This window comes from Streptomyces sp. NPDC093089 (assembly GCF_044754405.1).
Taxonomy (GTDB): domain Bacteria; phylum Actinomycetota; class Actinomycetes; order Streptomycetales; family Streptomycetaceae; genus Streptomyces.
The window spans coordinates 419,288-442,511 of the sequence record NZ_JBIVPA010000002.1 but is presented as its reverse complement, the minus strand read 5'-3'; the positions used below and the strand labels follow the sequence as shown (position 1 = coordinate 442,511).

Here is a 23,224-nt window from a genome sequence, read left to right as displayed (position 1 = left end):
TTCTCGCGAGCGGGCCCGTACCCCCTGGGGTGCGGGCCCGCTCCCGTGTGTTTGAGAGGATCTCCGCGTGAGCGATGACGTGCAGGACGGGTTCGTACGGGTACGCCTTGACCTTTCGTACGACGGCAGGGACTTCTCCGGCTGGGCCAAGCAGGCCCAGGGGCGGCGGACCGTGCAGGGGGACATCGAGGAAGCCCTGCGGACCGTGACCCGGTCCACGGAGACGTACGAGCTGACCGTCGCGGGCCGGACCGACGCGGGGGTGCACGCGCGCGGCCAGGTCGCGCACGTCGACCTGCCCGTGGAGCTGTGGGAGGAGCACCGGGACAAGCTGCTGCGGCGGCTCGCCGGGCGGCTCTCCCACGACGTCCGCGTGTGGAAGGTCGAGGAGGCGCCCGCCGGCTTCAACGCCCGGTTCTCCGCGATCTGGCGCCGGTACGCCTACCGGGTCACCGACAACCCCGGCGGCGTCGACCCGCTGCTGCGCGGGCACGTCCTGTGGCACGACTGGGCCCTCGACATGGACGCCATGAACGAGGCCGCCACCGCGCTCGTCGGCGAGCACGACTTCGCCGCGTACTGCAAGAAGCGCGAGGGCGCGACCACCATCCGCACGCTCCAGGTGCTGCGCTGGGAGCGGCGTGCCGACGGCGTCCTGGAGGCGACCGTCAAGGCGGACGCCTTCTGCCACAACATGGTCCGCTCGCTGGTCGGCGCGATGCTGTTCGTCGGCGACGGGCACCGGCCGGTGGACTGGCCGGGCAAGGTGCTCGCCGCCGGGGTCCGGGACTCGTCCGTGCACGTCGTACGGCCGCACGGGCTCACCCTCGAAGAGGTCGGCTACCCGGCCGACGAGCTCCTGGCCGCCCGCAGCGTGGAGGCCAGGAACAAGCGGTCACTCCCGGGGAGCGCCGGCTGCTGCTGAGGCCTGGGAGCGGCCGCGGGCGTAGATCTGGTTGAAGGCGAAGGTGCCGAGGTCGTCACTGGCCCGGAAGACGGGCTCGTCGGCCTTGGTGACCTTCTTGCCGTCGGCGAAGCCGGCCTGGGTGAAGTACGCGTACCGGCCGATCGAGTTCGCGCGGCGCAGGCAGACCGTGGCGTGGCAGAAGTCACGCACGCCCGCGCCGACCAGCGGGGCGATGCCGCCGGTGGCCTGGCCCTTCGCCTTCTGGGCCGCGGCCTCGGACGGGAAGACGGCGACGCCGACGGTGATCGCGACGCCGTCCTTGACGTAGGTGGCGCGGAGCACGCGCTGGCAGCCGTTCTGCTTCAGGACGGTGCCGAGGCCGCCCTGGGTGACGGACGCGCAGTTCGTCGTGGCGGAGGTCGCGCCCTTCTTGTAGGCGCGCTTGTTCATGGACATCTGCTTGCCCGGGAAGAGGCCCTCGGCGGTGAGCGGGGCCTTGTCCTTCTTCGGGTCCGAGATGTAGTCCATCGGGTTCGGCGGGGGCGGCGGCGCCACGGACGAGAACGTCGGCTCGGGGGTGGGCGTGCCGGTGGGGGAGACCGCGCCGGTGGGGACGCCGCCGCCGTTCTTCGCCGTGTCGTTGTTCCTGTTCGTGGTCACGACGGCGGTGGCGACGATCGCGCCCACCGCGAGCGTGGCCAGTGCCCCGCCGCCGATCAGCAGCCAGCGCTTGCGGCGGCTGCGGCTGGCGGAGGCCGCGGCGAGGGCGCCCCAGTCAGGGGTCTGACCGCCGCCCTGCGCGCCCGGGAAGGGGTTCGGCTGCCCGGGCGGCTGCCCGAAGCCCTGGGGAGCGGTCGGCTGCCCGAAGCCCTGCGGGCCGCCGTACGGCTGCTGCGGTCCGTAGCCCGGCTGCTGCCCGTGCCCGGGCTGCTGTCCGTACCCCTGCTGACCCTGCCCCTGACCCTGCTCCTGCGGCTCTTGCGGCCACTGCGGTCCCCCAAAGCTCATGCCGCGCATCCTAAACCGGTTGGGCGCAGCGGACGCGGGCGGTGACAATGCACCCCATGGGACATGTCGAGGCCGCGCATCTTGAGTACTACCTTCCGGACGGGAGGGTCCTCCTCGGGGACGCCTCCTTCCGGGTCGGGGAGGGCGCCGTCGTCGCCCTCGTCGGGGCCAACGGCGCCGGCAAGACCACACTGCTCCGGTTGATCTCCGGGGAGCTCCAGCCGCACGGCGGCAGCGTCACCGTCAGCGGCGGACTCGGCGTGATGCCGCAGTTCGTCGGCTCGGTGCGGGACGAGTCCACCGTCCGCGACCTGCTGGTCTCGGTCGCCCAGCCCCGGATCAGGGAGGCCGCGAAGGCGGTCGACGAGGCCGAGCACCTGATCATGACCGTCGACGACGAGGCCGCGCAGATGAAGTACGCGCAGGCCCTCAGCGACTGGGCCGAGGTGCAGGGCTACGAGGCGGAGACCGTCTGGGACATCTGCACCATGGCCGCGCTCGGCGTGCCGTACGAGAAGGCCCAGTTCCGGCAGGTGCGGACGCTGTCCGGCGGCGAGCAGAAGCGGCTCGTCCTGGAGTCGCTGCTGCGCGGTCCGGACGAGGTGCTGCTCCTCGACGAGCCGGACAACTACCTCGACGTGCCCGGCAAGCGGTGGCTGGAGGAGCGGCTGCGGGAGACCCGCAAGACCGTGCTCTTCATCTCCCACGACCGGGAGCTGCTCTCCCGGGGCGCGCAGAAGATCGTCGCGGTCGAGCCCGGCCCGGCCGGTTCGGACGTGTGGGTGCACGGTGGGGGCTTCGACACCTTCCACGAGGCGCGCCGGGAGCGGTTCGCCCGCTTCGAGGAGCTGAAGCGGCGCTGGGAGGAGAAGCACGCCCAGCTGAAGAAGCTGGTCCTCAACCTGCGGCAGGCGGCGGCGGTCAGCCACGACATGGCCTCCCGGTACGCGGCGGCCCAGACCCGGCTGCGGAAGTTCGAGGAGGCGGGTCCGCCGCCGGAGCCGCCGCGCGAGCAGGACATCCGGATGCGGCTGCGCGGCGGCCGGACCGGTGTGCGTGCCGTGACCTGCGAGAACCTTGAGCTGACCGGCCTGATGAAGCCGTTCTCCCTGGAGATCTTCTACGGGGAGCGGGTCGCCGTCCTCGGTTCGAACGGCTCCGGCAAGTCGCACTTCCTGCGGCTGCTCGCGGGGGACACCTCGGTCGCCCACACCGGTACGTGGAAGCTCGGCGCGCGGGTCGTGCCGGGGCACTTCGCGCAGACCCACGCCCATCCCGAGCTGGCCGGGCGTCCGCTCGTCGACATCCTGTGGACGGAGCACGCCAAGGACCGGGGCGGGGCCATGTCGGTCCTGCGGCGCTACGAGCTGGAGCGGCAGGGCGACCAGCCGTTCGACAAGCTGTCGGGCGGGCAGCAGGCGCGGTTCCAGATCCTGCTCCTGGAGCTGGCGGGCACCACGGCGCTGCTCCTGGACGAGCCGACGGACAACCTGGACCTGGAGTCGGCCGAGGCCCTCCAGGACGGGCTGGAGTCGTACGACGGGACCGTGATGGCCGTCACGCACGACCGCTGGTTCGCGAAGAGCTTCGACCGGTTCCTGGTCTTCGGGTCGGACGGGGTCGTACGGGAGACCAGCGAGCCGGTGTGGGACGAGCGCAGGGTCGAGCGGGAGCGCTGACCCGCCGACCAGCCGGCCCGCTGCCGCCCCGCGGGCCGGCCCGACGGCGTCCCGCGGCGTTTTGACCCTTCGGGGGTGGCGCGGGTACTGTTGCGGTTTGTTATGCGTACCGGCTTCGTCGTTCTCACGCGAAGGGCCGTGCGCAGGTTCCCTGGAGCAGTTACCAGTGGCTCGCATACGGGCGTCGTTCCCGGCAGTGCAGGCCCCAGCTGCATGATCGCTTCAGGTGTGTCTGGACTCCATCCACTGAAGAAGCGAAGGCTACGAAGTGCGTACGTACAGCCCCAAGCCCGGCGATGTCACTCGCCAGTGGCACATCATCGACGCGCAGGACATCGTCCTGGGTCGTCTGGCGACCACGGCTGCGAACCTCCTGCGAGGCAAGCACAAGCCGATCTACGCCCCGCACATGGACATGGGCGACTTCGTCATCATCATCAACGCTGACAAGGTCCACCTGTCCGGCAACAAGAAGACCCAGAAGCTGGCGTACCGCCACTCCGGCTTCCCGGGTGGTCTGCGCTCCGTCCGTTACGACGAGCTGCTTGCCAAGAACCCCGAGAAGGCCGTCGAGAAGGCCATCAAGGGCATGATCCCCAAGAACACCCTGGGCCGTCAGATGATCTCGAAGCTGAAGGTCTACGCGGGCGAGAACCACCCGCACGCTGCGCAGCAGCCGGTTCCGTTCGAGATCACCCAGGTCGCGCAGTAGTTCCGGCCACACCCCCTAAGAACGAAAGAAATCTGAGGAGAATCGTGGCCGAGACCACCCCCGAAACCCCCGTCGACGAGTTCGAGGGCGTTGAGGAGTACACCACCGAGACCGAGCTCGTCGAGGGTGAGTACACCTCCGAGTCGCTCGCGTCCCGCTTCGGCGACCCGCAGCCGGCCGCCGGCCTGGGCCGTCGCAAGAACGCCATCGCCCGCGTCCGGATCGTTCCGGGCACCGGCAAGTGGAAGATCAACGGTCGCACCCTTGAGGACTACTTCCCCAACAAGGTGCACCAGCAGGAAGTCAACGAGCCCTTCAAGGTGCTCGAGCTCGACAACCGCTACGACGTCATCGCCCGCATCGCGGGTGGCGGTGTCTCCGGCCAGGCCGGCGCCCTGCGCCTCGGTGTGGCCCGTGCGCTGAACGAGGCGGACGTCGAGAACAACCGCCCGGCGCTGAAGAAGGCCGGCTTCCTCTCCCGCGACGACCGTGCGGTCGAGCGCAAGAAGGCCGGTCTCAAGAAGGCCCGTAAGGCCCCGCAGTACAGCAAGCGCTAATCACGCCTGCTCGCTGCTTTCGTACGCCCCGGCGGCACTGCCCGTGCCGTCGGGGCGTACGTTTTTTCATCACCTCTTTTATCAGCTTGGGCACGTATTTCTCGGAGGACAGCTGTGGGACGACTCTTCGGCACGGACGGCGTACGCGGTGTCGCCAACGCGGACCTGACGGCGGAGCTCGCGCTCGGTCTGTCGGTCGCGGCGGCGCACGTGCTGGCCGAGGCGGGCACCTTCGAGGGACACCGGCCGACCGCCGTCGTCGGGCGTGACCCCCGCGCCTCCGGAGAGTTCCTGGAGGCCGCCGTCGTGGCCGGCCTCGCCAGCGCCGGCGTCGACGTGCTGCGCGTCGGCGTGCTGCCCACCCCGGCCGTGGCGCACCTCACCGGCGTCCTCGGCGCCGACCTCGGCGTGATGCTCTCCGCCAGCCACAACGCCATGCCCGACAACGGCATCAAGTTCTTCGCGCGCGGCGGCCACAAGCTCGCCGACGACCTCGAGGACAAGATCGAGACCGTGTACGAGGAGCACCGCACCGGCGCCCCCTGGGAGCGCCCGACCGGTGCCGGCGTCGGCCGCGTGCGCGACTACGACGAGGGCTTCGAGACGTACGTCTCCCACCTGATCTCCGTCCTCCCCAACCGGCTCGACGGCCTCAAGATCGTCCTCGACGAGGCCCACGGCGCCGCCGCCCGCGTCTCGCCCGAGGCCTTCACCCGCGCCGGCGCCCAGGTCGTCACCATCGGCGCCCAGCCCGACGGCCTCAACATCAACGACGGCTGCGGCTCCACCCACCTGGGCCTGCTCCGGGCCGCCGTCGTCGAGCACGGCGCCGACCTGGGCATCGCCCACGACGGCGACGCCGACCGCTGCCTCGCCGTGGACGCCGCGGGCAACGAGGTCGACGGCGACCAGATCCTCGCCGTCCTCTCCCTCGCGATGCGCGAGGCCGGCACGCTCCGCGGCGACACCGTCGTCGCGACCGTCATGTCGAACCTGGGCTTCAAGCTCGCCATGGAACGCGAGGGCCTCAACCTCGTCCAGACCGCGGTCGGCGACCGCTACGTCCTGGAGTCCATGAAGGAGAACGGCTACGCCCTCGGCGGCGAGCAGTCCGGGCACGTCATCGTGCTCGACCACGCCACCACCGGCGACGGCACCCTCACCGGCCTGATGCTGGCCGCCCGCGTCGCCGCCACCGGCAAGTCCCTCGCGGACCTCGCCGGCGTGATGGAGCGCCTGCCGCAGATCCTCATCAACGTCAAGGACGTCGACAAGTCGCGGGTGACCACCTCCGGCGAGCTCGCCGCGGCCGTCACCGAGGCCGAGCGCGAGCTGGGCTCCACCGGCCGCGTCCTGCTCCGCTCCTCCGGCACCGAGCCGCTGGTCCGCGTCATGGTCGAGGCCGCCGACATCGAGCAGGCCCGCGCCGTCGCGCAGCGCCTCGCGGACGTCGTGAAGTCCGCGCTGGGATAGCCTTTCTGAGGCACCGTCATGCACGCGTGAGGGCCCGCCGCACACCGGAATCCGGTGCGGCGGGCCCTTTCGTACGAGGTGCTCCGGGGCGGACTCGGGCGCGCCGGGCGCTTTCGTACGAGGTGCTCTGGGGCGGACTCGGGCGCGCCGGGCGCTTTCGTACGAGGTGCTCCGGTGCGCGGCGGACCTTTTCGCGCAAAGGGCCCTCGACCGGGCCGGTGTCAGCCCTTTCGCGGCCGGCGCTTGAGGCGCCCGCGCTGGGTCCGCCACAGCCGCTGCTGCAGCGACAGGGTCGCCGTACCCGCCAGCATGATCCCCAGCAGGTTGAGCAGCAGCTGCCCGATCGACCCCCACGTCTGCGCGAACTCGCCGTAGCTGAGCGCCACCGCCGCGTTCGCCGCCGCCGGGACCGTGGTCACCGAGATCGCCACCCCCACCAGGGCGCCCGACTTGGACGACGTCAGGGACAGGGTGCCGGCCGCGCCCGCCAGCAGCGCCACCACGAAGGAGAACGGGTCCGGCTTCCAGATGAAGCCGGTCTGCGGACGCTCCGCGTCCAGCATCGCGTCGCTGAACAGGTCCAGCCAGTCCATGAACAGGCTGAACAGCGTCGTCGCCAGGATCGCCGCCGCGAAGCCGACGAGCAGCGCCGTCAGCGAGCGGGCCGCCAGCCTCGGCGCCCGCTGCACGATCGCCGTGCACACCCCGGCGAGCGGGCCGAACTCCGGACCGACCGCCATGGCGCCCACGATCAGGATCGCGTTGTCCAGGACGACGCCGCAGGCCGCGATCATCGTCGCGAGCAGCATGAAGGACAGATAGGTGAAGGAGAGCGTCGACTCCTCGTGGGTCGCCTCCGCCAACTGCTCCCAGATCACGGCGTCCGCGGCCTCGCCCGGAGCGTCCTCCTCGGCCTCGTCCGCCCGCGTGGACATCGACAGGTCGATGGTCTCCACCGCGATCGACCCGTCCTGGTCGATCCTCATGTCCCGCAGCCCGTGCAGCAGTTCGTCGGCCGACTCGCGTGCCATGTCGCACAGGACCAGGTCGCCGACCGGGTCCCTGGCCACGCCCGGCAGCACCACGAGATGCGTGGTGCCGACCTTCGACTCGATCAGCTCGACCGCGGCCGCGGTGCGGTCCGGTGGGACGATCATCCGCAAGTGCAACATCACCCGAGCTTACGGACGTCAGAGCTTCCGGAGGCTCAGTCTCTGCACCTTGTGGTCCGGGCCCTTCCGGACCACGAGCGTCGCGCGGCCGCGGGTCGGGGCCACGTTCTCCAGCAGGTTCACCTTGTTGATGGTCCGCCACATGGTGCGGGCGTAGTCCAGGGCCTCCTCCTCGGAGACCTGGGTGTAGCGCTGGAAGTACGAGGACGGGTTCTGGAACGCGGTGTCCCGGAGCTTGCGGAAGCGGTTGAGGTACCACCGCTCGATGTCCTCCGCCCGCGCGTCCACGTACACCGAGAAGTCGAAGTAGTCGGCGAGACCCACCCGGGTGCGGCCGTCCTTGCCGGGCAGGGCCGGCTGGAGGACGTTCAGCCCCTCCACGATGAGGATGTCGGGGCGGCGGACGACGAGCCGCTCGCCCGGCACCCGGTCGTAGATCAGGTGCGAGTAGACCGGGGCCGTGACCTCCTCCTTGCCCGCCTTGATGTCCGCGACGAACCGGGTCAGCGCCCGGCGGTCGTACGACTCGGGGAAGCCCTTCCGGGACATCAGGCCGCGCGCCTTCAGCTCCTCCATCGGGTAGAGGAAGGCGTCCGTGGTCACCAGCTCCACCCGCGGGTGCTCCGGCCAGCGGGCCAGCAGCGCCTGGAGGAGGCGGGAGACCGTCGACTTGCCGACGGCCACCGAACCGGCGACCCCTATGACGAACGGCGTGCCGCGCTGCTCGGCGCTCTCGCCGAGGAAGGTGTTCAGGGCGCCGCGCAGGCCGCTCGTCGCCTGCACGTACAGGTTGAGCAGCCGCGACAGCGGCAGATAGACGTCCCGGACCTCGTCGAGGTCGATGACGTCGCCCAGGCCGCGCAGCCGCTCGACCTCGTCGGCGGTGAGCGGCAGGGGCGTCTTGTCGCGGAGGTCGCTCCACTCGGCCCGGGTGAAGTCGACGTACGGGGTCGCCTCGGACGGCCGTCGGGGGCCGGTGCCGTTCCCGCTGCCGTTGCGGGGACCGTCTCCGTGGGAGCTTCGTGGCGGCGAAGTGATCACCCCGCCATTGTCGGGGGTCGCGGGCGTCCGTGGGCCGTGGGGTCGGTCACGCGACAAAAGCCGTTGTCCGACCGCTCCACTAGGGTGATCATGCTGATGCCGCGTGGGCTCCTGTACTTCACGCGGGGGGAGCCGCCACCGGGCGGCGCGAAGTCACCACGAAGAGAAGCAGAGAGCCACCTCAGATGCGTACGCCCATCCGAAGCGCCGCCGTCGCCGCCACCGCCGTCTCCCTCGCCCTGCTCGTCACCGCGTGCGGCAGCGGCGAGAAGGGCGGCGACGCCAAGGACGCCGGCAGGACCGCCGCGCCCACCGCCTCCGCCACCAGCGAGCCCCCGGCCGTGGCGCTCACCGCCGCCGAGCTGGACAAGCTCATCGTCGAGCAGGCGGACCTGCCCGGCTACCAGGTGCAGAAGGCCAAGGCCGCGGACCTCGTGAAGTCCGACGCCGTCTCCACCGACAAGCCCTCCTGCAAGCCGATCGCCGACGGCATGTCGTCCGTCGCCGCCGGAGCGGCCGCCGTGTCCGCCCAGCGCAAGGCCATCGAGGTGCCCAAGACCGAAGGCGCCACCGGCTCGCCGGCGGACGCCCTCGGCGCGCTCTCCGCCCCGGTCACCAGCGTGACCCTCGGCTCGTACGAGGGACAGGGCGCCCAGGAGGCCTTCGCCTCCTACAAGACGGCCGGCACCGACTGCGCCGGCGGCTTCACCCTCATCGGCGGCGGCGAGAAGACGAAGATCACGAAGCTCGCGCCGGAGACGGTGTCCGCGGGCGACGAGGCGCTCGCCTGGACGATCACCACCGACATGGACGGCGAACCCTTCGTCACCAAGCTCGTCGTCCTCCGCAAGGGCAACACGCTGGCCTCCTTCTCCACCCTCAGCCTCGGCGGCACCGTCAAGGCGCTGCCGCAGGCCGTGATCGACGCGCAGGCCACGAAGCTGGGCTGATCCGGGGGCGGGCCGGGGGCTGATCCGGGGGGCGAGTACGGGGGCCTGAGGCGGGCACGGGGCCTGGGTCGGGCGCCGAGCCCGGGTCGGGCGCCGAGCCCGGCCGCCCCCCGGGGGGACCGCCGGCCGGTCCGGAGCCCGGTGCGGCGCGGTCGCCGACCCGTGCGGCGCGGTTTGTCGACCCGTGCGACACGGTCGTCGACCCGTGCGACACGGTCGTCGACCCGTGCCGCCCGACTCCGGCCGGTGGGCCCGGTTCCGCCATAGGCTGCCGCCATGTGCGGAATCGTGGGTTATGCCGGCGGGCAGTCGGCACTTGATGTGGTGATCGCGGGCCTCAAGAGGCTCGAATACCGGGGCTACGACTCGGCCGGTGTCGCCGTGCTCTCCGACGGAGGGCTCGCCGCGGCCAAGAAGGCGGGCAAGCTCGTCAACCTGGAGAAAGAGCTCGTGGACCGGCCCCTGGCCGGCGGCTCCGTCGGCATCGGACACACCCGCTGGGCCACCCACGGCGGGCCGACCGACGCCAACGCGCACCCGCACCTGGACAACGCCGGGCGCGTCGCCGTCGTCCACAACGGCATCATCGAGAACTTCGCCGCCCTGCGGGAGGAACTCGCCGACCGCGGCCACGACCTGCGCTCCGAGACGGACACCGAGGTCGTCGCCCACCTCCTCGCCGAGGAGTTCTCCTCCGCCGGAGACCTCGCCGAGGCCATGCGGCTCGTGTGCCGCCGCCTCGACGGGGCGTTCACCCTGGTCGCCGTCCACTCCGACCAGCCGGACGTCGTCGTCGGCGCCCGCCGGAACTCGCCCCTCGTCGTCGGCGTCGGCGAGGGCGAGAACTTCCTCGCCTCCGACGTGTCCGCCTTCATCGCCCACACCCGCTCGGCGATCGAACTCGGCCAGGACCAGGTCGTCGAACTCACCCGCGACGCCGTCACCGTCACCGACTTCGACGGCTCGCCCGCCGACGTACGGGCCTACCACGTCGACTGGGACGCCTCCGCCGCCGAGAAGGGCGGCTACGACTACTTCATGCTCAAGGAGATCGCCGAGCAGCCCAAGGCCGTCGCCGACACCCTCCTCGGGCGCATCGACACCGCCGGCCGGCTCACCCTCGACGAGGTGCGCATCCCGGACGCCGTCCTCCGCGAAGCCGACAAGGTCGTCATCATCGCGTGCGGCACCGCCTTCCACGCCGGGATGATCGCCAAGTACGCCATCGAGCACTGGACCCGGATCCCCTGCGAGGTCGAGCTCGCCAGCGAGTTCCGCTACCGCGACCCGATCCTCGGCCAGCGCACCCTGGTCATCGCGATCTCCCAGTCCGGCGAGACCATGGACACCCTGATGGCGCTCCGGCACGCCCGCGAACAGGGCGCCAAGGTGCTCGCCGTCTGCAACACCAACGGCTCGACCATCCCGCGCGAATCCGACGCCGTGCTCTACACCCACGCCGGACCCGAGGTCGCCGTCGCCTCGACGAAGGCCTTCCTCACCCAGCTCGTCGCCTGCTACCTCCTCGCGCTCTACCTCGGGCAGGTACGGGGCACCAAGTGGGGCGACGAGATCCACGCCGTCGTCCGCGAGCTCGCCCGCATCGGCGACGAGGTCGAACGCGTCCTGGAGACGATGGAACCCGTCCGGGCCCTCGCCCGCTCGCTCGCCGACAAGGACACCGTCCTCTTCCTCGGCCGGCACGTCGGCTACCCCGTGGCCCTGGAAGGCGCCCTCAAGCTCAAGGAACTCGCGTACATGCACGCCGAGGGCTTCGCCGCGGGAGAGCTCAAGCACGGACCGATCGCGCTCATCGAGGAGGACCTCCCGGTCGTCGTGGTCGTCCCCTCGCCCAAGGGCCGCTCCGTCCTCCACGACAAGATCGTCTCCAACATCCAGGAGATCCGCGCCCGCGGCGCCCGCACCATCGTCATCGCGGAAGAAGGGGACGAAGCGGTCGTCCCGTACGCCGACCACCTCATCCGCATCCCGGCCACGCCTACGCTGCTCCAGCCGCTGGTCTCCACGGTGCCGCTCCAGGTCTTCGCCTGCGAGCTCGCCACCGCGCGGGGCAACGAGGTCGACCAGCCGCGCAACCTGGCCAAATCAGTGACCGTGGAGTGAGGTAACACATGATCATCGGGGTGGGGATCGACGTGGCGGAGATCGACCGTTTCGCCGCGTCGATCGAGCGCACGCCCGGGCTGCTCCAACGCCTCTTCGTCGAGCGCGAAATGCTGCTCCCGAGCGGCGAACGGCGCGGCCCCGCCTCCCTCGCGGTGCGGTTCGCTGCGAAGGAGGCACTGGCGAAAGCGCTCGGAGCACCCGGCGGACTCCTCTGGACGGACGCCGAGGTGTACGTCGAGGGCACCGGACAGCCCCGCCTCCGCGTCCGCGGAACCGTCGCCGCCCGCGCGGCCGAACTCGGCGTCAAGAACTGGCACGTCTCCCTCAGCCACGACGCGGGCGTCGCCTCGGCGGTGGTCATCGCGGAGGCGTGACGGGGAGGGGACGGGCTCGGTGCCGGTGCCGGTGCCGGTGCCGGTGCTCGTGCCTGTGCCTGTGCCTGTGCTCGTGCCTGTGCCTGTGCCTGTGCCTGTGCCTGTGCCTGTGCTCGTGCCTGTGCCTGTGCCTGTGCCTGTGCCTGTGCCTGTGCCTGTGCTCGGCACGTGCGGGGCGGGGGCTGCCCGGCGTAGGGGCGCCAGGGCCGACCCGACCCGCCGGGTTTGCTGCTCCTGCAGGTCGGGGCCCGGTCGCCGGAGGGCGGCCGGGCCTTCGGCGTGCCGGGGGCGGTTGACCGTCGGGTGGGGGTGGCTGGGGCTTCGGCGTGCCGGGGGCGGGTGTCCGTCGGATGGGGCGCGGTCTGCCGTGCGGGCCGTGGGGCTGCCGTGCGGGGCGGGGCTCTGCCCGAGGGCCGTGGCTCGCGGCTCCGTGGCTCGTGGCGGTCTTCGGGCGGGGACAGGGGGACTGCGGCAGACTGCGGACATGCGAACCGCTCACCGCGCCGAGACCGTACGGGCCGCAGAAGCCGCCCTCATGGCCCGCCTGCCGGAAGGCGCGCTCATGCAGCGGGCCGCCGCCGGACTCGCCGCAGCCTGCTGCTCCCTGCTCGGCAAGGGGCGGGTGTACGGGGCCCGGGTCGTCCTGCTCGTCGGCAGCGGCGACAACGGCGGCGACGCGCTGTACGCCGGCGCACGGCTCGCCCGGCGCGGAGCCGGCGTCACGGCCGTCCTGCTCGGCACGCGCGCCCACCCCGGCGGACTCGCGGCCCTCCGCGCTGCCGGCGGCCGGATCGCCGACGACCCCTTCGACGCGCTCGCCGTCGCCGATCTCGTCCTCGACGGCATCACCGGCATCGGCGGACGCGGCGGACTGCGGCCCGACGCCGTCCCCGTCGCCCGCGCCGCACGCGGCTCCGGAGCCGTCGTCGTCGCCGTCGACCTCCCCAGCGGCGTCGACGCCGACACCGGGGAAGTCGCCGGAGAGGCCCTGCGCGCCGACGCGACGATCACCTTCGGCACGTACAAGCCCGGACTGCTCGTCGACCCGGCACGCGAGTACGCCGGGGCGCTGCGGCTCGTCGACATCGGCCTCGCCCCCGTCCTCCCCGGAGTGCCCGACGCCGAGGCGCTCCAGCACCAGGACGTGGCGTGGCTGCTGCCCGTCCCCGGCGCCGAGAGCGACAAGTACCGGCGCGGCGTCCTCGGCGTCGTCGCCGGCTCCGCCCGCTACCCCGGCGCGGCGGTCCTCGCCGTCGCCGGGGCGCTGGGGGGCGGCGCCGGGGCCGTCCGGTACGTGGGGCCCGCGGGCGACGCGGTCATCGCCGCGCACCCCGAGACCCTCGTGCACGCCGGACCGCCGTCGAAGGCCGGACGGGTCCAGGCCTGGGTCGTGGGCCCCGGCCTCGGTGACGAGTCCTCCCTCGTCACCGAGGTCCTCGCCTCCGACGTGCCCGTCCTCGTCGACGCCGACGGGCTGCGCGGGCTCGACCCCGCCGCCGTACGGGCCCGCACCGCCCCCACCCTCCTCACCCCGCACGCGGGCGAGGCGGCGGCGCTGCTCGGCACCGCGCGCGAGGACGTGGAGGCGGGGCGGCTCGGTGCCGTCCGGGAACTGGCGGCGCGCTTCGGCGCGACGGTCCTCCTGAAGGGCTCCACGACCCTGGTGTGCGGGCCCGACGGCGGTCCCGTACGGGTCAACCCGACCGGCACCCCCTGGCTCGCCACCGCCGGCAGCGGCGACGTCCTCTCCGGCCTCGCCGGCTCCCTCCTCGCCGCGGGCCTCCCCGCCCTCGACGCGGGCTCCTGCGGGGCCTACCTGCACGGCCTCGCCGCCCGTCGCGCCTCCTCCGGCGCCCCCCTCACCGCGACCCGGGTCGCGAACGCCCTCCCCGCCGCCTGGCACGACGTCACCACCACCCCGTAGCCCCGCCTTTCGATCCCCCCACCCCACCCCTTCCCGAAACCCTGCAGGGGGCAGGTGGAGGCGGGGGCAGAGAATTTCCCGGGGGCTGCGCCCCCGCCCCTGCCGGGACTGCGCCCCCGCCCCCGCCCCCTGCCGGGACTGCGCCCCCGCCCCTGCCGGGACTGCGCCCCCGCCCCCGCCCCCTGCCGGGACTGCGCCCCCGCCCCTGCCGGGACTGAGCCCCTGGCCTCCCGCTGGGGCTCCCCCTTCCGGGGTCGCCCCCTACCCGGCTGCGCCCCGCCCTGCGCGCAGCCTCACCCCCACCCTGGCCGCCCCGTCCCGCGCGGTCCCTGCGTCGGCGGGGGGAGTGCCCGTGTGGTTCGCGTGTCGTGCCCCGGTTGGTGGAAAACATTGGGCCGGGGGTGGGTTTCGGCGGGAATGGGGGGCGGGGTGGGGGTTGGGTGGGTGGGTGATCAAAGTGAGAAGTGGGATGGCGGCGGTGGTGTTGGTGATGGTGGCGGCTTGGTTCGGGGGTGGGGCGGGGGTGGCTGCTGAGGTGCCGGATCCGGGGGAGGTGTTGGTGCCGGGGGCGGCGGGTGGGGGGAGGGCGGAGTATCCGATGGATACGCCGGACCAGGTGTTGCCGCCGTTGCAGCCGGAGGGGGAGGTGCCGGTGCCGGAGCCGCAGGAGGAGGGGGAGGGGGCGGTGGAGTGGGTGCCGAGGAGCGCGGTGGCGGAGGCGTGTACGGCGAGGACGGGGACGTATCAGCGGCGGGTGGAGAAGTTGCTGGGGCTGAGGGTGGACGGGAGGCAGTCGGCGGGGGACTGCAGGGCCATCAGGGCGTTCCAGGTGAGGGAGAGGATCAAGCCGGCGAGCGGGTACGCGGGGCCGGTGACGTGGGCGCGGGCGGAGTTGCTGGCGGCGCGGAAGTCGCTGGATCCGGGGAAGCGGTGTCCGGTGAAGAAGTACGCGGTGGCGTGCGTGGACCTGGACCGGCAGCTGATGTGGGTGCGAAAGGGGAAGAAGGTGACGTACCCGGTGGTGAACATCAGGAGCGGGCGGGTCGGGTACGCCACGAGGACGGGCTGGCACGACGTGTACTGGCGGCACAAGGACCACTGGTCGTCGATCTACGACACGCCGATGCCGTTCGCGCAGTTCTTCAGCGGGGGGCAGGCGTTCCACGCGGTGTACGGGCAGCTGGCCACGCCGACGGGCAGCCGGGGATGCGTGAATCTGAGCTACCGGAACGCGGAGAAACTGTGGGGGGTGCTGCGCAAGGGTGACAGGGTCTACATCTGGGGGAAGCGGCCGGGTGGCTGACACCTGAGAGACTGGGCGCGATGACTGAGACACCGCCGCCCCGCAGAGCCCGCGCCGAGATCGACCTTGGCGCGCTGCGTGCGAACGTCCGCACGCTGCGCGCCCGTGTCGCCCCCCACGTCCGGATCATGGCCGTGGTGAAGGCCGACGCGTACGGACACGGCGCGCTGCGCTGTGCCCGCGCGGCCCTGGACGCGGGCGCGGAGTGGCTGGGGACGGCGACTCCGCAGGAGGCGCTGGCGTTGCGGGCGGCGGGGATCACGGACGTGCCGGTGATGTGCTGGCTGTGGACGCCGGGGGACCCGTGGGACCAGGGCGTCGAGGCGGGCCTGGACATGTCCGTGAGCGGGATGTGGGCCCTGCGGGAGGTCGTGGCGGCCGCGGAGGCGGTCGGCAAGCGCGCGCGGATCCAGTTGAAGGCCGACACGGGCCTGGGGCGGAACGGGTGCCAGCCGACCGACTGGCCCGAGCTCGTCACGGAGGCGCTGAAGGCGGAGGCGCAGGGGCTGGTGAAGGTGACGGGGCTGTGGTCGCACTTCGCGTGCGCCGACGAGCCGCACCATCCGTCGATCGCGCCGCAGCTCGACCTGTTCCGTTCGATGGTCGACTTCGCGGAGAAGTCGGGTGTCGAGCCCGAGGTCCGGCACATCGCGAATTCGCCGGCCACGCTGACGCTGCCCGAGGCGCACTTCGACCTGGTGCGGCCCGGCATCGCGATGTACGGGGTGTCGCCGAGTCCGGAGCTGGGGACCTCCGCCGAGCTGGGGCTGCGGCCGGTGATGTCGCTGAAGGGGAGCGTCGCGCTGGTCAAGCGGGTGCCGGCCGGGCACGGGGTGAGTTACGGGCACCACTACGTGACCGCGGAGGAGACGACGCTGGGCCTGATCCCGCTGGGGTACGCGGACGGGGTTCCGCGGCACGCCTCGGGCCGGGGGCCGGTCCTCGTCGGGGACCGGGTGCGTACGGTCGCCGGGCGGGTCGCCATGGACCAGTTCGTGGTCGACCTCGGTGGCGACAGCCCCGAGCCGGGCACCGAGGCGGTGCTGTTCGGGTCCGGGGAGCGGGGCGAGCCGACCGCGGAGGACTGGGCGGTGGCCGCCGACACCATCGCGTACGAGATCGTGACCCGCATCGGCGCGCGCGTGCCGCGGGTCTATACGGGCGAGTAGGAAGAGGGCCGGCGTGGGCGAGTCGAGGAGCTGGCGGCGGGCCGGGTTCGCCGGTGCCGCGATAGGCGTCCTCGCCGCCGGTGCGGCGGCGGGGGTGGCCGTCGAGCGGTTGACCGTCGGCCGTTCCGTACGGCAGAAGGCGCGGCTCGCGCTGGACGCCACCGGCCCGTACGGCGGGCTGCGCGGCACTCCGGGGCGGGTGTCCGCGGACGACGGGACGGTGCTGTACTACGAGGTGGACGAGGTCGAGCCGGATCCGTCGTCCGGTCGCCGCAGGCGGCTGTTCGGGCGGAAGGAACCCGCCCCGGTGACCGTCGTGTTCAGCCACGGGTACTGCCTCAACCAGGACTCCTGGCACTTCCAGCGGGCCGCGCTGCGCGGTCTCGTCCGGAGCGTCCACTGGGACCAGCGCGGCCACGGCCGCTCAGGGCAGGGCGTCTCCCAGGCCGGTCCCGACGCGGTGCCCGTCTCGATCGACCGGCTGGGCCGCGATCTGAAGGCGGTGCTCGACGCGGCCGCGCCCGAGGGCCCGCTGGTGCTGGTCGGGCACTCGATGGGCGGCATGACGGTGATGGCGCTCGCCGAGCGGTATCCGGAGCTGGTCCGCGACCGGGTCGTGGGCGTCGCCTTCGTCGGCACGTCGGCGGGGAAGCTGGGCGAGGTGTCGTACGGGCTGCCGATCGCGGGGGTCAACGCGGTCCGGCGGGTCCTGCCGGGGGTGCTCCGGGCGCTCGGCACGCAGGCGGAGCTGGTCGAGCGGGGGCGCCGGGCGACGGCCGACCTGTTCGCCGGGCTGATCAAGAAGTACTCGTTCTCGTCGAAGGACGTGGATCCGGCGGTGGCCCGGTTCGCGGAGCGGATGATCGAGTCGACGCCGATCGACGTGGTCGCCGCCTTCTATCCGGCGTTCGCCGAGCACGACAAGGCGGCCGCGCTCGCCGCCTTCCACGGCCTTCCCGCGCTCGTCCTCGCCGGCGACAACGACCTGGTGACGCCCAGTTCGCACACCGAGGCCATCGGCGACCTGCTGCCGGACGCCGAGCTGGTGATCGTCCCCGACGCGGGGCACCTGGTGATGCTGGAGCACCCGGAGGCGGTCACCGACCGGCTGGCCGACCTCCTGGTGCGGGCCGGTGCCGTGCCGGAGCCGGACGCGGGGGCGTCCGCGGGGGCGTCCGCGGCGGGGACGGACACCCGCAAGGGCTAAGTTGGCGGGTATGGAAGCAGCGCACCCGCCCGTGTCCGGCGCGACCCTCTCGGTCGACTCCCCCCAGCAGATGCAGGAGCTGGGCCGCCGGCTCGCGAAGATCCTCCGGCCCGGCGACCTCGTCATGCTCACCGGCGAGCTCGGCGCCGGGAAGACCACGCTCACCCGGGGCCTCGGCGAGGGGCTCGGGGTGCGGGGCGCGGTCACGTCCCCGACGTTCGTCATCGCCCGGGTCCATCCGTCGCTGGTCGGCGGTCCGGCCCTGGTCCACGTGGACGCGTACCGCCTCGGCGGCGGGCTCGACGAGATGGAGGACCTGGACCTCGACGTCTCGCTGCCCGAGTCGGTGGTGGTCGTCGAGTGGGGCGACGGCAAGGTCGAGGAGCTGACCGACGACCGGCTCCACCTGCTCATCCACCGGGTGACCGGCGACACCGACGACGACCGGCGGACGGTCGTGCTGCGCGGGATCGGGGCGCGCTGGGCCGACGAGGAGCTGGGCGCGCTCTGAGCGGGCGCGGCCGCCGGTACGTAGGTTCCGACAACGTGTCGGGAAGGTGTTGCGTGGGTCGCACGAGCCGTGGTCACATGGATGCACGAGATGGTTAGGTGTACCTAACCTACGGGAGGCAGGCATGGCGACGCCCGAGCGCGCGGAACCCGGTCGGGACCACGTACCGATGAGTGAGCTGCTGGCGTCCTGCGCCGCCGCACGCGCCCTGTCCACGCCGCCGCGGCCCCAGCCCGAGGAAGGCGACCAGGCGACGCCGCCGGGGCCGCCGGTCGTGCGGGGCGAGGCGGCCTGACGCCCGGCCCGCGGGTCGTCGCCCCGCCCGGGGGCCGTCCGGCCTCGGGCGACGACGGCTCTCGGGCGACGGCGACTCTCGGGTGGCGGCGGCTCTCGGGCGACGACGGCTCTCGGGCGACGGCGACTCTCGGGTGGCGACCCTCAGGCGACGACGACGACCTTCGCGCCGATCACCGCGAAGACCCACAGCGCGTCGCCGTCGGCGCGCTTCATGCGGATGCCGCCGGTCTTCCTCGCCGGGTCGGGGGTCGGCATCGAGCCGTTCACCGCCGCGCTGAAGCCGATCGCCACGTCCTGGTTGGTCGCGAAGCGCACCACGTGCTCGATCTGCACGCCGTCCGAACCGCGGACCGAACCCGAGCGCGAGGTCACCTTGTACGCGCCCGGCACCGGGTGGACCGTGCTCGGCGTCACGGAGAACGTCCGGGTCGCCTTGCCCTTGGCGTCGACCAGCCACACGCGGCGGTCGGCCAGCGCGTACACGACGCGCTCGCCGGTGCCGGAGCTCGCCGGCACCGCCAGCGGGTCGCCGGCCGGCTTCTTCGCGCCGCCGCTCGGCGAGACGGACGGGACGGACGTGCCGGAGGTGCGGGGTTTCGCCGACAGGTCGGAGGGGGCGCTCGCCGAGGCCTGGTAGGCGAGGAACGCGACCGCGGCGACGGCCGCCGCCGTGAGCCCGGCCACGAATCCCGAGCTGCTCCGTGCCACCGTGCCCACCTCTCGTACGAATGTATCGAAGGGTGACGGTAGCAGCCGCGGCACCGAGGTCCGGGGCGCCGTGCCCGGTGGGGCACCCGGCCGGGCCCGGGCGGCGGGGCGGCACCCGGCCCGGGAGCCGTAGGCTGTTCGCGTGCTGTTGCTCGCCATGGATACCGCCACCCCCGCCGTCACCGTCGCCCTGCACGACGGCGACGCCGTCGTCGCCGCGTCGAGCCAGGTCGACGCCCGCCGTCACGGGGAGCTGCTGATGCCCGCCGTCGACCGGGTCCTCAAGGAGGCCGGTCTGAAGCTCGACGCGGTCACCGGGATCGTCGTCGGCGTCGGCCCCGGCCCGTACACGGGACTGCGCGTCGGCCTCGTCACGGCCGCGGCCTTCTCCTCCGCGCTCGGCGTGCCCGTCCACGGACTGTGCACGCTCGACGGCCTCGCGTACGCCGCCGGGTACGACGAGCCGTTCGCCGTCGCCACCGACGCGCGGCGCAAGGAGGTCTACTGGGCGCGGTACGACGACTCCCGCACCCGGGTGACCGACGCGGCCGTCGACCGGCCCGCCGACATCGCCGAGCGGCTGGCCGGCCTCCCGGTCGTCGGCGCGGGTGCCCGCCTCTACCCCGACGCCTTCCCCGACGCCCGCGACCCCGAGCACCAGTCGGCGGCCGCGCTCGCCGGGCTCGCGGCGGAGCGGCTGGCCGCGGGCGGGGACGGCTTCCTCGACCCGCTGCCGATGTACCTGCGGCGCCCCGACGCGCAGGTGCCGAAGAACTACAAGGTGGTCACCCCCCGGTGACCGCCGCCGTGACCGGGGCCGTGCTGCGCGGGATGCGCTGGTGGGACATCGAGCCGGTGCTCGCCCTGGAGGCCGAGCTGTTCCCCGAGGACGCCTGGTCGGAGGGGATGTTCTGGTCGGAGCTCGCGCACGCCAGGGGTCCGAGGGCCACCCGTCACTACATCGTCGCGGAGGACCCGGCCGACGGCCGTCTCGTCGGGTACGCCGGGCTCGCCGCCGCCGGCGGACTCGGCGACGTGCAGACGATCGCCGTCTCCCGCGACCAGTGGGGCACGGGCCTCGGCGCCCGGCTCCTCACCGACCTGCTCAAGGAAGCCACCGCCTTCGAGTGCGAGGAGGTCCTCCTCGAGGTGCGCGTGGACAACACCCGGGCCCAGAAGCTCTACGAGCGCTTCGGCTTCGAGCCCATCGGTTTCCGGCGCGGCTACTACCAGCCGGGCAATGTCGACGCGCTCGTGATGCGACTGATCGTTCAAGGAACTGGGACTGAGATCTGATGGCTGCTGACGAACCGCTGGTACTCGGCATCGAGACGTCCTGCGACGAGACCGGCGTCGGCATCGTGCACGGCACCACCCTCCTCGCGGACGCCGTCGCCTCCAGCGTCGACACCCACGCCCGCTTCGGCGGGGTCGTGCCCGAGATCGCCTCCCGCGCCCACCTGGAGGCGATGGTCCCGACGATCGAGCGCGCCCTGAAGACGGCCGGGATCTCCGCGAAGGACCTCGACGGCATCGCCGTCACCGCGGGCCCCGGCCTCGCGGGCGCGCTGCTCGTCGGCGTCTCGGCGGCCAAGGCGTACGCGTACGCCCTCGGCAAGCCGCTCTACGGCGTCAACCACCTGGCCTCGCACATCTGCGTCGACCAGCTGGAGCACGGCAAGCTGCCCGAGCCGACGATGGCCCTGCTGGTTTCCGGCGGCCACTCCTCGCTGCTGCTCTCCTCGGACATCACCTCCGACGTGCGGCCGATGGGCGCCACCATCGACGACGCGGCGGGCGAGGCCTTCGACAAGATCGCCCGCGTCCTCGACCTGGGCTTCCCCGGCGGCCCGGTCATCGACCGGCTCGCCAAGGAGGGCGACCCGGCGGCCATCGCGTTCCCGCGCGGTCTGAGCGGCTCCCGCGACCCCGCGTACGACTTCTCCTTCTCCGGCCTCAAGACCGCGGTGGCCCGCTGGATCGAGGCGAAGCGGGCGGCCGGCGAGGACGTGCCCGTACGGGACGTGGCTGCGTCCTTCCAGGAGGCGGTCGTCGACGTGCTCACCCGCAAGGCCGTCCGGGCCTGCAAGGACGAGGGCGTCGACCACCTGATGATCGGCGGCGGCGTCGCCGCGAACTCGCGGCTGCGGGCCCTCGCCCAGGAGCGCTGCGAGCGGGCCGGCATCCGGCTGCGGGTGCCCCGGCCGGGCCTGTGCACCGACAACGGCGCGATGGTCGCCGCCCTCGGCTCCGAGATGGTCGCCCGCAACCGGCCGGCCTCCGACCTGGAGCTGTCGGCGGACTCGTCCCTGCCGGTCACCGACCCGCACGTGCCCGGGGCGCACGGCCACGACCACGGTCACGGTCACTCCCACGACCACGTGCACGAGGTCAGCAAGGAGAACCTGTACTCGTGAGGCTCACCCTCATGTGGGAGGCGCGGGCGGCCCGGGACCGGGGCGCCGAGCTCCTGGAGTGGGCGCGGGCGCAGGTCCTCGTCCGCGAGCCGGTCCGCCGGGAGCTCTTCCGGGCGCCCCAGGACCGGGTCCTCGTCCTCACCTGGTGGGAGGCCGACGCGTTCGACGCCGAACTCCCCGAGCTGCCGGAGCCGGACGCGGAGCTGATCACCCGCCCGGTCCACCGCTGGCGCTTCGAATCGATCGAACAGGCGACGGGCGAGCGAAAGTAGAGCAACCTTTCGACTCTGGCGGGCATCCCACAGCGTGTGAAGAAGACGATCACGCTGTGGGCGGTGCTGACCGCCCTCGCCCTCCTGGTGACCGGCTGCGCGACGGAGGACCCCGCCGCCGCACCCGTACCGGAGCGGGCGGGACCCTCCACCGCGCCCGCCGCGGGCCACGGGGCGCCCGAGGCCCCCGCCGCCCCGGGGGCCGCCGCTGCCGCCGCGTACCGCAAATGGGGTCTGAAGCCCTTCCCGGCCGCGCCCCCGCCGCCCGCGGCCAAGCCGGTCGCCCGGCGGCCCGGCGAACCGGTCCCTGTCATCAGCGAGATACCCACCACCGAGAAGATCGTGTTCCTCACGATCGACGACGGGGCCGAGAAGGACCCCGGGTTCGTCACGATGATGGACGAGCTCAAGATCCCCTTCACGATGTTCCTGACCGACTCCGCCATACGCGCCGACTACGGGTACTTCGCCCCGCTCGCCGCCCAGGGCCACGGCGTCGCCAACCACACCCTCACCCACCCGAACCTGCGCACCCTCTCCCAGGACGCCCAGCGCCGCGAGATCTGCGGCCAGCAGGAGCGGCTGGCGCAGCGCTACGGCACGACCCCCCGCCTCTTCCGCCCGCCCTACGGCAACTGGAACGAGGCCACGCGCGCGGCGGCCGGCCAGTGCGGGGTCGACGCGATCGTCCTGTGGCGCGAGTCCATGCAGATCAAGAACATGCAGTACCAGCGCGGCGACCGGAAGCTCCACCCCGGCGACATCATCCTGGCCCATTTCCGAGGCCCGTCCGAGCTCAAGGGCCGCACGATGACCGAGATGACGGCCACGATGCTGCGCCGCATCCAGGAGCAGGGCTTCACGGTGGCCCGCCTGGAGGACTACGTCTGAGAATTCCTCCGGGCGCGGTGTCGATGCGGGCGGTGCCCGTTCGACGTATGAGTGAGAGGCGGGGAACGGCCCCGCCACCCGCACCACCGAGGAGTCGTCATGCCCCGCTTCCTGTCCCTCGTCCGCATCGAGGAGAACACCATCGACATGGAGAGCGCCGACCCCGGCTTCGAGGAGCGGATGGGCGCGCTCTTCGAGGAGATCACCAAGGCCGGCGCCATGCTGGACACGGCGGGGCTCAAGCCGACCGCCGAGGCCACCCGGATCACCTGGTCGGACGGGAGCCTGTCCTACACCGACGGGCCGTTCACCGAGACCAAGGAGGTCGTCGGCGGCTACGCCATGCTGCAGTGCAAGGACATGGCCGAGGCCGTCGAGTGGGGGAAGCGCTTCCTCGCCGTCCACCCGCCGCACTGGAAGGTCGGTCTGGAGGTCCGCGAGGTCGAGGAGATGCCGGGCGCCTGACGCGCGGTGTGCTGTCATGTGAGCCGTGACGGTGCAGAGCACGCTGGAGACGGTCTTCCG

The 23,224-nt window shown here is 72.8% G+C and carries 24 protein-coding genes; 20 read left to right on the top strand and 4 right to left on the bottom strand.

From position 1 onward, the window contains the following. Positions 1-67 precede the first annotated feature (67 nt). On the top strand, positions 68-925 hold the full coding sequence (gene truA / locus ACIQFX_RS05580) for a tRNA pseudouridine(38-40) synthase TruA (RefSeq protein WP_376486763.1): 858 nt from the start codon (positions 68-70) through the stop codon (positions 923-925). Here the strand turns inward: truA and ACIQFX_RS05575 are convergent. Then, the gene (locus tag ACIQFX_RS05575; RefSeq protein ID WP_402459182.1) at positions 896-1,915 is read right to left on the bottom strand and encodes a hypothetical protein; all 1,020 of its coding nucleotides are present in this window, start codon (positions 1,913-1,915) and stop codon (positions 896-898) included. The two genes, truA and ACIQFX_RS05575, sit on opposite strands and share 30 nt — an antisense overlap. A 56-nt stretch (positions 1,916-1,971) precedes the next feature. Here ACIQFX_RS05575 and ACIQFX_RS05570 point away from each other — a divergent pair, with 56 nt between their 5' ends. The 4 genes from ACIQFX_RS05570 (at position 1,972) to glmM (ending at position 6,336) form a co-directional block, all read left to right on the top strand. After that, the gene (locus tag ACIQFX_RS05570) at positions 1,972-3,594 is read left to right on the top strand and encodes an ABC-F family ATP-binding cassette domain-containing protein (protein ID WP_402459181.1); all 1,623 of its coding nucleotides are present in this window, start codon (positions 1,972-1,974) and stop codon (positions 3,592-3,594) included. Between the two features lie 268 nt (positions 3,595-3,862). After that, complete coding sequence (gene rplM / locus ACIQFX_RS05565) at positions 3,863-4,306, top strand: 50S ribosomal protein L13 (protein ID WP_402459179.1); 444 nt, start codon at positions 3,863-3,865, stop codon at positions 4,304-4,306. A gap of 44 nt (positions 4,307-4,350) precedes the next feature. Next, a complete protein-coding gene (gene rpsI, locus ACIQFX_RS05560) occupies positions 4,351-4,863 on the top strand; it encodes a 30S ribosomal protein S9 (RefSeq protein ID WP_015035601.1) in 513 nt (170 codons plus the stop codon). Positions 4,864-4,977: 114 nt separating this feature from the next. Continuing rightward, on the top strand, positions 4,978-6,336 hold the full coding sequence (gene glmM, locus ACIQFX_RS05555; RefSeq protein WP_402459177.1) for a phosphoglucosamine mutase: 1,359 nt from the start codon (positions 4,978-4,980) through the stop codon (positions 6,334-6,336). A 221-nt stretch (positions 6,337-6,557) separates the two neighbouring features. Here the strand turns inward: glmM and ACIQFX_RS05550 are convergent, their stop codons facing one another. Beyond that, positions 6,558-7,508 (bottom strand): DUF389 domain-containing protein, encoded by a 951-nt coding sequence (locus ACIQFX_RS05550; protein WP_402459175.1) that lies wholly within the window; start codon positions 7,506-7,508, stop codon positions 6,558-6,560. A gap of 18 nt (positions 7,509-7,526) precedes the next feature. Next, positions 7,527-8,549 (bottom strand): type I pantothenate kinase, encoded by a 1,023-nt coding sequence (gene coaA, locus ACIQFX_RS05545; RefSeq protein WP_402459173.1) that lies wholly within the window; start codon positions 8,547-8,549, stop codon positions 7,527-7,529. A 185-nt stretch (positions 8,550-8,734) separates the two neighbouring features. On the opposite strand from coaA, the gene ACIQFX_RS05540 reads away from it, so the two are divergent. From ACIQFX_RS05540 to ACIQFX_RS05500, 9 genes are all read left to right on the top strand, one after another. After that, the gene (locus ACIQFX_RS05540; RefSeq protein WP_402459171.1) at positions 8,735-9,499 is read left to right on the top strand and encodes a hypothetical protein; all 765 of its coding nucleotides are present in this window, start codon (positions 8,735-8,737) and stop codon (positions 9,497-9,499) included. Positions 9,500-9,775: 276 nt separating this feature from the next. Further along, positions 9,776-11,623: a glutamine--fructose-6-phosphate transaminase (isomerizing) gene (gene glmS, locus ACIQFX_RS05535; protein WP_402459170.1), complete on the top strand. Its 1,848-nt coding sequence runs from the start codon at positions 9,776-9,778 to the stop codon at positions 11,621-11,623. An 8-nt stretch (positions 11,624-11,631) separates the two neighbouring features. Continuing rightward, positions 11,632-12,000: a holo-ACP synthase gene (locus tag ACIQFX_RS05530; RefSeq protein WP_376486782.1), complete on the top strand. Its 369-nt coding sequence runs from the start codon at positions 11,632-11,634 to the stop codon at positions 11,998-12,000. Positions 12,001-12,484: 484 nt separating this feature from the next. Next, a complete protein-coding gene (locus tag ACIQFX_RS05525) occupies positions 12,485-13,924 on the top strand; it encodes an NAD(P)H-hydrate dehydratase (RefSeq protein WP_402459167.1) in 1,440 nt (479 codons plus the stop codon). A 490-nt stretch (positions 13,925-14,414) separates the two neighbouring features. Then, a complete protein-coding gene (locus tag ACIQFX_RS05520) occupies positions 14,415-15,227 on the top strand; it encodes a L,D-transpeptidase family protein (RefSeq protein WP_402459588.1) in 813 nt (270 codons plus the stop codon). A 20-nt stretch (positions 15,228-15,247) separates the two neighbouring features. Continuing rightward, positions 15,248-16,396, top strand: a complete 1,149-nt coding sequence (gene alr / locus ACIQFX_RS05515) for an alanine racemase (RefSeq protein ID WP_402459165.1) — start codon at positions 15,248-15,250, stop codon at positions 16,394-16,396. 13 nt (positions 16,397-16,409) lie between these two features. Further along, entirely contained in the window at positions 16,410-17,603 is a 1,194-nt protein-coding gene (locus tag ACIQFX_RS05510; protein WP_402459164.1) for an alpha/beta fold hydrolase, read from the top strand. Between the two features lie 10 nt (positions 17,604-17,613). Beyond that, positions 17,614-18,114 carry a tRNA (adenosine(37)-N6)-threonylcarbamoyltransferase complex ATPase subunit type 1 TsaE gene (tsaE, locus tag ACIQFX_RS05505; RefSeq protein WP_367827723.1) on the top strand — a complete coding sequence of 167 codons (501 nt, stop codon included), beginning with the start codon at positions 17,614-17,616 and terminating at the stop codon, positions 18,112-18,114. A gap of 169 nt (positions 18,115-18,283) precedes the next feature. Then, entirely contained in the window at positions 18,284-18,409 is a 126-nt protein-coding gene (locus ACIQFX_RS05500; protein WP_402459162.1) for a hypothetical protein, read from the top strand. A gap of 143 nt (positions 18,410-18,552) precedes the next feature. On the opposite strand, the gene ACIQFX_RS05495 is transcribed toward ACIQFX_RS05500, so the two are convergent. Continuing rightward, the gene (locus ACIQFX_RS05495) at positions 18,553-19,095 is read right to left on the bottom strand and encodes a hypothetical protein (RefSeq protein ID WP_402459587.1); all 543 of its coding nucleotides are present in this window, start codon (positions 19,093-19,095) and stop codon (positions 18,553-18,555) included. A 166-nt stretch (positions 19,096-19,261) separates the two neighbouring features. Between ACIQFX_RS05495 and tsaB the strand changes: the two genes are divergently transcribed. The 6 genes from tsaB (at position 19,262) to ACIQFX_RS05465 (ending at position 23,164) form a co-directional block, all read left to right on the top strand. Further along, a complete protein-coding gene (gene tsaB, locus ACIQFX_RS05490) occupies positions 19,262-19,918 on the top strand; it encodes a tRNA (adenosine(37)-N6)-threonylcarbamoyltransferase complex dimerization subunit type 1 TsaB (RefSeq protein WP_402459160.1) in 657 nt (218 codons plus the stop codon). 32 nt (positions 19,919-19,950) lie between these two features. Beyond that, positions 19,951-20,415, top strand: coding sequence for a ribosomal protein S18-alanine N-acetyltransferase (gene rimI / locus ACIQFX_RS05485; protein WP_402459585.1), 465 nt, complete (start codon positions 19,951-19,953; stop codon positions 20,413-20,415). Continuing rightward, on the top strand, positions 20,415-21,536 hold the full coding sequence (tsaD, locus tag ACIQFX_RS05480) for a tRNA (adenosine(37)-N6)-threonylcarbamoyltransferase complex transferase subunit TsaD (RefSeq protein WP_402459158.1): 1,122 nt from the start codon (positions 20,415-20,417) through the stop codon (positions 21,534-21,536). Before rimI ends, tsaD begins: the two co-directional genes overlap by 1 nt. Beyond that, positions 21,533-21,808: a hypothetical protein gene (locus ACIQFX_RS05475; protein WP_402459156.1), complete on the top strand. Its 276-nt coding sequence runs from the start codon at positions 21,533-21,535 to the stop codon at positions 21,806-21,808. Before tsaD ends, ACIQFX_RS05475 begins: the two co-directional genes overlap by 4 nt. A 36-nt stretch (positions 21,809-21,844) precedes the next feature. Then, on the top strand, positions 21,845-22,699 hold the full coding sequence (locus ACIQFX_RS05470; RefSeq protein ID WP_402459154.1) for a polysaccharide deacetylase family protein: 855 nt from the start codon (positions 21,845-21,847) through the stop codon (positions 22,697-22,699). Between the two features lie 99 nt (positions 22,700-22,798). Continuing rightward, the gene (locus ACIQFX_RS05465; RefSeq protein WP_362564209.1) at positions 22,799-23,164 is read left to right on the top strand and encodes a YciI family protein; all 366 of its coding nucleotides are present in this window, start codon (positions 22,799-22,801) and stop codon (positions 23,162-23,164) included. Positions 23,165-23,224: the final 60 nt, after the last annotated feature.

Bases quoted from the DNA above. Each gene is read 5' to 3' on its own strand.
- ACIQFX_RS05550 (WP_402459175.1), bottom strand. From the start codon at position 7,508: ATGTTGCACTTGCGGATGATCGTCCCACCGGACCGCACCGCGGCCGCG.
- ACIQFX_RS05520 (WP_402459588.1), top strand. From the start codon at position 14,415: ATGGTGGCGGCTTGGTTCGGGGGTGGGGCGGGGGTGGCTGCTGAGGTG.
- glmS (WP_402459170.1), top strand. From the start codon at position 9,776: ATGTGCGGAATCGTGGGTTATGCCGGCGGGCAGTCGGCACTTGATGTG.
- rimI (WP_402459585.1), top strand. From the start codon at position 19,951: ATGCGCTGGTGGGACATCGAGCCGGTGCTCGCCCTGGAGGCCGAGCTG.
- ACIQFX_RS05530 (WP_376486782.1), top strand. From the start codon at position 11,632: ATGATCATCGGGGTGGGGATCGACGTGGCGGAGATCGACCGTTTCGCC.
- ACIQFX_RS05570 (WP_402459181.1), top strand. From the start codon at position 1,972: ATGGGACATGTCGAGGCCGCGCATCTTGAGTACTACCTTCCGGACGGG.
- ACIQFX_RS05500 (WP_402459162.1), top strand. From the start codon at position 18,284: ATGAGTGAGCTGCTGGCGTCCTGCGCCGCCGCACGCGCCCTGTCCACG.
- ACIQFX_RS05540 (WP_402459171.1), top strand. From the start codon at position 8,735: ATGCGTACGCCCATCCGAAGCGCCGCCGTCGCCGCCACCGCCGTCTCC.
- ACIQFX_RS05525 (WP_402459167.1), top strand. From the start codon at position 12,485: ATGCGAACCGCTCACCGCGCCGAGACCGTACGGGCCGCAGAAGCCGCC.
- tsaE (WP_367827723.1), top strand. From the start codon at position 17,614: ATGGAAGCAGCGCACCCGCCCGTGTCCGGCGCGACCCTCTCGGTCGAC.
- ACIQFX_RS05575 (WP_402459182.1), bottom strand. From the start codon at position 1,915: ATGAGCTTTGGGGGACCGCAGTGGCCGCAAGAGCCGCAGGAGCAGGGT.
- tsaD (WP_402459158.1), top strand. From the start codon at position 20,415: ATGGCTGCTGACGAACCGCTGGTACTCGGCATCGAGACGTCCTGCGAC.
- alr (WP_402459165.1), top strand. From the start codon at position 15,248: ATGACTGAGACACCGCCGCCCCGCAGAGCCCGCGCCGAGATCGACCTT.
- ACIQFX_RS05465 (WP_362564209.1), top strand. From the start codon at position 22,799: ATGCCCCGCTTCCTGTCCCTCGTCCGCATCGAGGAGAACACCATCGAC.